The following is a 6,152-nucleotide window of genomic DNA, read 5'->3' as shown; positions in this document are numbered from 1 at the left end:
CGAGACGAGACTTGTAGACCCGATAGGGCGGGGTGTCGCGAGCGCGCTCTTCCGACAGCACGACCCCACGCTCGCGATCGATGGCCGCGGGGTCGAGGGTGAGGTTCCCGGCCGCCTCGCGCAGCAGCATCAGTGAGGTGTCGACGGTCTCGTCGTCGGTGCGCGGCAGGTCGAGCTTATAGACCGTCTCGTCGAAATCGGTGGAGGCGTTGGTGTCGGCGCCGAAGGCCAGACCCAGGCGCTCCAGGATCTTGATCATGTCGCCTTCGGGTACGGTCTTCGACCCGTTGAAAGCCATGTGCTCCAGGAAGTGGGCGATGCCCTGTTGCTTGTCGGTCTCCATCAGGGAGCCGGCGTCGAAGCGAAGGCGCAGGGCGGCCTGCCCCGGGGGGATCGACTGCTTGCGAATGGCGTAGCGCATGCCGTTCGGCAGGGCGCCGAAGCGGATGTCTGGGTCTGGTGCAAGGTCGGAACGCGCCTGGGCCCATTCACCGGGCTTCATCTTCGTGGCGGTCGGGGCGGGGCGATCCTTGCCCAGGCCGAACTTCGGGAGCGGCAGGCTGAGAGCGTAACCAGGCGCGGCCAGGACCAGGACGAGCGCGGTCACCGCAAGGGGTCGTATCATCAAACGTATCAGGTCCGGCTTTGCCAAGGTCGACGCACAATGCGCCGCGCCATGTGGCGTTCGCAAGGCGACATCGGGGCGCTAATTGCCCGACGGACGGCTCACATAATAGGTGGCGGTGTTGCCGACCGCGGTGGAGACGCCGCTGGCCGAGCGGCCACTTCCGCTGACATTGACGATGCTCTGGGCGCCGACGTCGGAGCGGTTCACCTGGCTGTTGGTGACGGTCATTCTGCCCTCGCAGTCGGAGCAGGCGTAGCCGGTCACAGAGTTACCCATGGCCGTCGAGGTCGCCGTGGCGTCGTAGCCGTCCACGCCGATGAAGTTGGCCACCGCCTCGATGCCGCCGCCGTCGTTGATTTGGACTGTCTCGAGGATCAGTTCGCCGCCGATTTCGCCGGCGGTCAGCGCGTTGCCCACACCGTAGGCGTTGACCGCGCCGGTCCCATAGGCGGAGGCCGCGTTGCGGGCCTCGGCGCGCACATAGGCCAGGTTGCGCTGGTCGGCGTAGACGTCGAGGAGGGGGCCCTCATTGACCGCGTTGACGTTGTTGCCGGCCGCCGTGGCGCGCGCGGTGGCGTCCTGGACACTGCCAAAGCCCGTGAAACTGCTGGCCTGGATACGGTCGGCCTCGTTGAGCTGGCCTGCGATCACCCGAGCGGCTGAACCCTGGCCATCAAGGGTGATGTCGTTGCCGGTGCTGGTGGCGGCGAAGTTGGCCACGCCCGAGACATAGGCGTAGTCGCCGCCGCCGTCGGTGGAGACCGTGGCGCCGTTGGTCTGGTTGGCCCGAACGCCGGCCGCGGCGTATTCGAGACCGAACGACTGGCTGTTGCCGGTGGCCTGGTTGAGCGAGTCGACATCGCCGGCCGAGCCGCCCGCGGCGTTGATACGGCTGTTCCCGGCGATCGCCGCGGTGGTGGCGGTGTTCTGGTTCGTGACCGCGGTGAGGGTTCCGTCATAGGCGCCGGCGAAGCCGCTGTTGCCTGTGGCGGTGTTGGTCGCCGAGACGCTGTCGCCGGAATAGCCGCTGACAGTGACCCGGGTGTCGGCGGCCACGTCGCCGTTGGCGGCCTGGTCGGAGCGGACATCCAGGCGCTGGCCTTCGGCCGTCGCTTCATAGGCGTTGCCGACCGCGTTGGTGGTCGCGGTGGTGAAGTCGCTCACGTCGACGACGTTCAACGTCTGCTGCGAGAAGACGTCGCCGAACTGAACCTGGTTGTTCAGGACGCTGCTGGGCGGGGTCTGACTAGTAGCGGTCGCGCACGGCAGAATCGCGACGAGAGTTCCAGCGAGAAGGATCTTCGCGAGTCTGGCCATTGTTGGTCCCGAGATTGTTGTAGGCGGGCACATAGCCGCCGGTCAGGCCGACTGTGGAGCCTTCCAGCGGGTCGGAGGTCAGGCAGCCCTGCGGGCCGGGCATGCCATAGAGGTTGGCGGTCATCTCGACGACGGCGCGTTCCACCAGGCTGCGGACCGCGAGCTGCATCGGCTCCAGGGCGCCCGCGCCGGCAGAGATGTCGAAGACATTGCCATTGAGGAAGTCGAAGAAGCCGACGCCGACTTCGCGGCCGACCACCTGCTTCTGATAGGAGATGACGTCCACCACTTCGAGCGTGCGGGTATTGATCAACCGCAGATCCAGGCCGATGTTCATGATGAACAGCCGCCCGCGGAACGAACCCTTGGCCGCCGTGGCGTCGGGATCGCCGCCGGCCGCGTCGAAGCCGGACGAGCGGATATTGTAGTTCAACTCGGTGACGCCGCCCGCCACATAGAAATCGGAACCGGGCACCTGGCCCGCCACGATCCGGCGGTACTCCGCCGCCTGGGTGGGCGCGGGGTTAGGAGCGTCGGAGATCAGCTTGTTGTTGGCGTATTTCAGCTCGAGTTCCGAGACCGAGGTGTCGAAGCGCTCGACCAGCGGCATGCCCGCCTTGGCGAAGGCCGACATGGCCATCAGGGACGCGCCCTGGGTGATCTTGCGGCCCGAACCGTCGGACTCCGCCTTGCCCGTGTAGTCGGCGATGCGGCCGATGGCGATGCGCGGCGCCACGATGCGGGCGTTGCGCGCGTAGCCGGCCATGCAGACCAGGGCGTTGGAATAGGGTGTTGGATTGACCGTCACCGGTGCGTTGCCGATCGAGCGGGCATAGTTGCCGCTGGGCCCGGCCACAGGGGTGGCGCAGGCCGACAGGCCGAGAGCCACGGCGCTGAGCAACGCCGCCGTGCGCTTGATATTCCTATTGATCATCATCGGCCCCGACGCCCCCGCTGACGCGCGTACCCGCCGTCACATTGCCGTTGTTGGTCTGGCTCGAATTGACGATGACCGTGTTGTAATTGCCCTGGGTCACCACAACGAGGCTGTTGCCTATGGCGGTCGAGCCGCCGCCCAGCGTGCCCACCCCGGAATAGGCCTCGCCGGCCCCGGAGCCGAAGGCGAAGCTGGACTGGTCCTCGCCGGTCTGGATGATGCCGTCGATGATGACGCGGTTGCCATTGGCGTCGCGGGTGGCGACATCGACCGGGTGGTTCTCCGAACCCGCGCGACGGCCGTAGCCGGCGTTGAAATCAGCAGCGTTGGTGGACATGTATTGCGCGGACGCCGGCGACGCGGCCAATGCCGCGGCCAAGCCGGCGGCGATCCATGCGCCAAGACGAGCCGCGAAGGAAACCTCGATCATTGACCTCGTGACTCCGCACCGACAGAACCTGCGCCAGACGGCGCGCAAGCGGGCGCGCCGAGTCCGACTGCTGGGCATCTAAAGGCCAAGACCCTCGCGATTTGGTTAAGACCCGTGAGGGAAACTATGTCCGCGCCGCCACCGTGAGTTGGGAGCATCCAAATTGAACGACCAGCGCCAGCCGATCCTGAACGCGCCGTGGCCGGCCGTGCTGGTCACCCTGTCCATCGTGGTGAGCTACGGGCTGCAGTCCGTGCTTCTGAGCGATCTGGGCGTCCGCTACTTCGCCTTTTCGTCGATGGCGCTGGCCGCTGGGCGCTGGGAGACGATGTTCACGTCCATGCTGCTGCACGGCAACTGGGCCCACGCCTTGATGAACGCGGGCTTCGCGCTCGCCTTTGGAACCCCGGTGGCGCGCTATTTTGGGACCAGCCTGCGGGGGGTGCTGGTCTTCGCGCTCTTCTATCTCCTCTCCGGCGCGGTCGCTTGCCTGGGATACGCCTGGCTTAGTCCGGGCGGGCTGCTGATCGGCGCGTCCGGCGCGGTGGCCGGCCTGGTGGGCGGCGCGACGCGGTTGTTGGGCGGGCAGGGCGTGCCTGGGCGCTTCATGAGTGGTCCCGTCGTCAGCATGACCGTGAGCTGGGTGGCGCTGAACCTGATCTTCGCCTTCATCGACTTCGCGCCGGGGATGGGCGCGGCGAAGGTCGGTTGGGAGGCGCACATCTTCGGATACTTCGCCGGCCTGTTCCTGATCGACCTGTTCGGCCGCCTCGCGCGGGGGCCTCGCGCCGACCAAGTTGTCGGAGAACATTGATTTAACGTGCCGCCTGAGCGACGGTGACGTCCGGGAATAGGGAGTACGCGCCGATGCTGGTGTCTCAGATCCTTAAGACCAAGGGCGATCTGGTGTTCACCGCCACGCCTGGCGAGACGGTGGGGGCGATCTGCGCCCTACTGCATTCACGTAAAGTCGGCGCGATGGTGGTGATGGACGGCGACCGCGTCGCGGGAATCGTCTCCGAGCGCGATCTGGTCCGAGCGCTGGCGGAGGAGGGGGCCGGCGCCCTCAACAAGCCGGTCTCCGACTGCATGACCCGGGATGTGCACTTCGCTGAGCCGCACGAGACGGTGAATGCGCTGCTCACTCGTATGACCGATCGGCGGATCCGACACCTGCCCGTCTGCGAGGCTGAGCGCCTGGTGGGCATCGTCTCCATCGGCGACCTGGTGAAATGGAAGATCACCGAGGTCGAGGCCGAGGCCGACGGCCTGAAAGCCTATATCGCCGCCGGCTAGGCGAGCTTGGCCGACAGGTCGAACACCTCAGCGCCTTCGCAGGCGGCCGCTGCGGCGAGGCTGTAGCCTTCAAGCACCTCCGAGGTGGCGTCGCGGGCCCGCAGGAGCGCCTCGCGCAAGGAACATGTCGCCAGGTCGGGGCAGTCGTCGCATTTCCGGAACGACAGGCGGCTGACACAGGGCGCCAGGGCCAGCGGGCCATCTATGATGCGGATGATCTCGGCGAAGCTGATCTCCTCGGCGGAACGGGCCAGCACGTAGCCGCCGAACTTGCCGCGACGGCTCACCACCACCTTGTTGCGGGCCAGCTCCAGCAGAATCGCCTCCAGGAACTTGCGCGGTGCGTCCGCGCGGGCGGCCAATTCGCCCGAAGTGACCTGCGCACCCTGCGCCCGAGCGAGCTCCACGAGCGCGCGCAGTCCGTAGCGCGCCTTTTGCGACAACATTCTTCGAGCGCCTCCCAGCCTTGCGCCATAAAGGATGACGCACGCTTTTCCACAAGGCGAGAGCGGGAAATGTCGTCATTCTGTCGCAAGGGGGTTGCGCCCCCCGGGGGTGGCGGGTAGAAGCCCCCCTCGCTCGGACAACGGGCCGGCCGGAAACAACTGACGGAGCCACAAGCTCTTGAAATTGTTACCGAACAGGAGCGGAGAAGAGCGACGATCGGACCTAAGCCGTGAGCCCGGAAGCTTCGCTTCCAGCGCAGACCGGCAAGGGTGATTTCGGACGGACCCGGAGGTTTCGGGTCGGCACGAGAAGCTCGAAAGAGCCGATTGACAGAGGAGGGGCCGGCAACTAGATACGCCGCTCTTCTTCGGAACCGCCCCGGCGGGCGAGACGAACCAGGGTCTTGAATAAAGGCCTTGATTTTCTCTCCCCTGACGGTTAGGTTCCGGCCTTCAATCGAATCGCTACGGACAAATGAGGGAAGCCCCTCGGCGGCCCGCGGTGATTTTTGCGCCAAATTTCCGGGTTTCCTGGGCGGCGCGAAAAAGTCCGAAAGGATCGATTGACACGAAAGAGGCCGGCCACTAGATAGCCGCCTCCGCCGACCACCGGCGCTAAACAGTGGGGCAGGGGAAACCCGGTCTCGGTCTTTGACATCGTTGAATTGGAAAGAGAAACGCAGGCGGCGGCGCTCTGGCGATAGTGCTAACCACACTATCTCGACGCTGACTAAATCTGCGGTCTCTTGAAGACAATACCATGTACCAACCGATCTTCGGATCGCGAGGTAAATGGGAACTCGTCAAGAACTAAGTAGACCAATGCCAGTCAAATCCTTCCCGGATTTGACACATTGAAGTCAGAGTCATCTCAACCTGAGAGTTTGATCCTGGCTCAGAGCGAACGCTGGCGGCAGGCCTAATACATGCAAGTCGAACGGATCCTTCGGGATCAGTGGCGGACGGGTGAGTAACGCGTGGGAACGTGCCCTTTGGTACGGAACAACTGAGGGAAACTTCAGCTAATACCGTATGTGCCCTTCGGGGGAAAGATTTATCGCCATTGGAGCGGCCCGCGTTGGATTAGGTAGTTGGTGA

General features: G+C 65.2%; 7 protein-coding genes and 1 rRNA gene. 3 read left to right on the top strand and 5 right to left on the bottom strand.

Annotation, left to right across the window (positions count from 1 at the left end):
- The 4 genes from RMO04_RS18940 to hfaA form a co-directional block, all read right to left on the bottom strand.
- A partial coding sequence (locus RMO04_RS18940) for an insulinase family protein (RefSeq protein ID WP_309646323.1) occupies positions 1 to 625 on the bottom strand: 625 nt, incomplete at its 3' end.
- Positions 626 to 706: 81 nt separating this feature from the next.
- A complete protein-coding gene (gene hfaD / locus RMO04_RS18935) occupies positions 707 to 1,945 on the bottom strand; it encodes a holdfast anchor protein HfaD (protein WP_309646322.1) in 1,239 nt (412 codons plus the stop codon).
- The gene (hfaB, locus tag RMO04_RS18930) at positions 1,875 to 2,879 is read right to left on the bottom strand and encodes a holdfast anchoring protein HfaB (RefSeq protein WP_309646324.1); all 1,005 of its coding nucleotides are present in this window, start codon (positions 2,877 to 2,879) and stop codon (positions 1,875 to 1,877) included. Before hfaB ends, hfaD begins: the two co-directional genes overlap by 71 nt.
- A complete protein-coding gene (gene hfaA / locus RMO04_RS18925) occupies positions 2,869 to 3,360 on the bottom strand; it encodes a holdfast anchoring protein HfaA (protein ID WP_309646321.1) in 492 nt (163 codons plus the stop codon). Before hfaA ends, hfaB begins: the two co-directional genes overlap by 11 nt.
- Before the next feature lie 115 nt (positions 3,361 to 3,475).
- Here hfaA and RMO04_RS18920 point away from each other — a divergent pair, with 115 nt between their 5' ends.
- Positions 3,476 to 4,126: a rhomboid family intramembrane serine protease gene (locus RMO04_RS18920; protein ID WP_309646320.1), complete on the top strand. Its 651-nt coding sequence runs from the start codon at positions 3,476 to 3,478 to the stop codon at positions 4,124 to 4,126.
- A gap of 53 nt (positions 4,127 to 4,179) precedes the next feature.
- Positions 4,180 to 4,608: a CBS domain-containing protein gene (locus tag RMO04_RS18915; protein WP_309646319.1), complete on the top strand. Its 429-nt coding sequence runs from the start codon at positions 4,180 to 4,182 to the stop codon at positions 4,606 to 4,608.
- Here the strand turns inward: RMO04_RS18915 and RMO04_RS18910 are convergent.
- Positions 4,605 to 5,054 (bottom strand): Rrf2 family transcriptional regulator, encoded by a 450-nt coding sequence (locus RMO04_RS18910; RefSeq protein ID WP_309646318.1) that lies wholly within the window; start codon positions 5,052 to 5,054, stop codon positions 4,605 to 4,607. The genes RMO04_RS18915 and RMO04_RS18910 overlap by 4 nt on opposite strands.
- An 872-nt stretch (positions 5,055 to 5,926) precedes the next feature.
- Between RMO04_RS18910 and RMO04_RS18905 the strand changes: the two genes are divergently transcribed.
- Positions 5,927 to 6,152: ribosomal RNA gene (locus tag RMO04_RS18905) — 16S ribosomal RNA — on the top strand; the annotation flags it as partial.

This window comes from Phenylobacterium sp. (assembly GCF_031412415.1).
Lineage (GTDB): Bacteria > Pseudomonadota > Alphaproteobacteria > Caulobacterales > Caulobacteraceae > Phenylobacterium.
The sequence above is the reverse complement of the archived record's forward strand: the minus strand, read 5'-3'. Positions and strand labels throughout refer to the sequence as shown.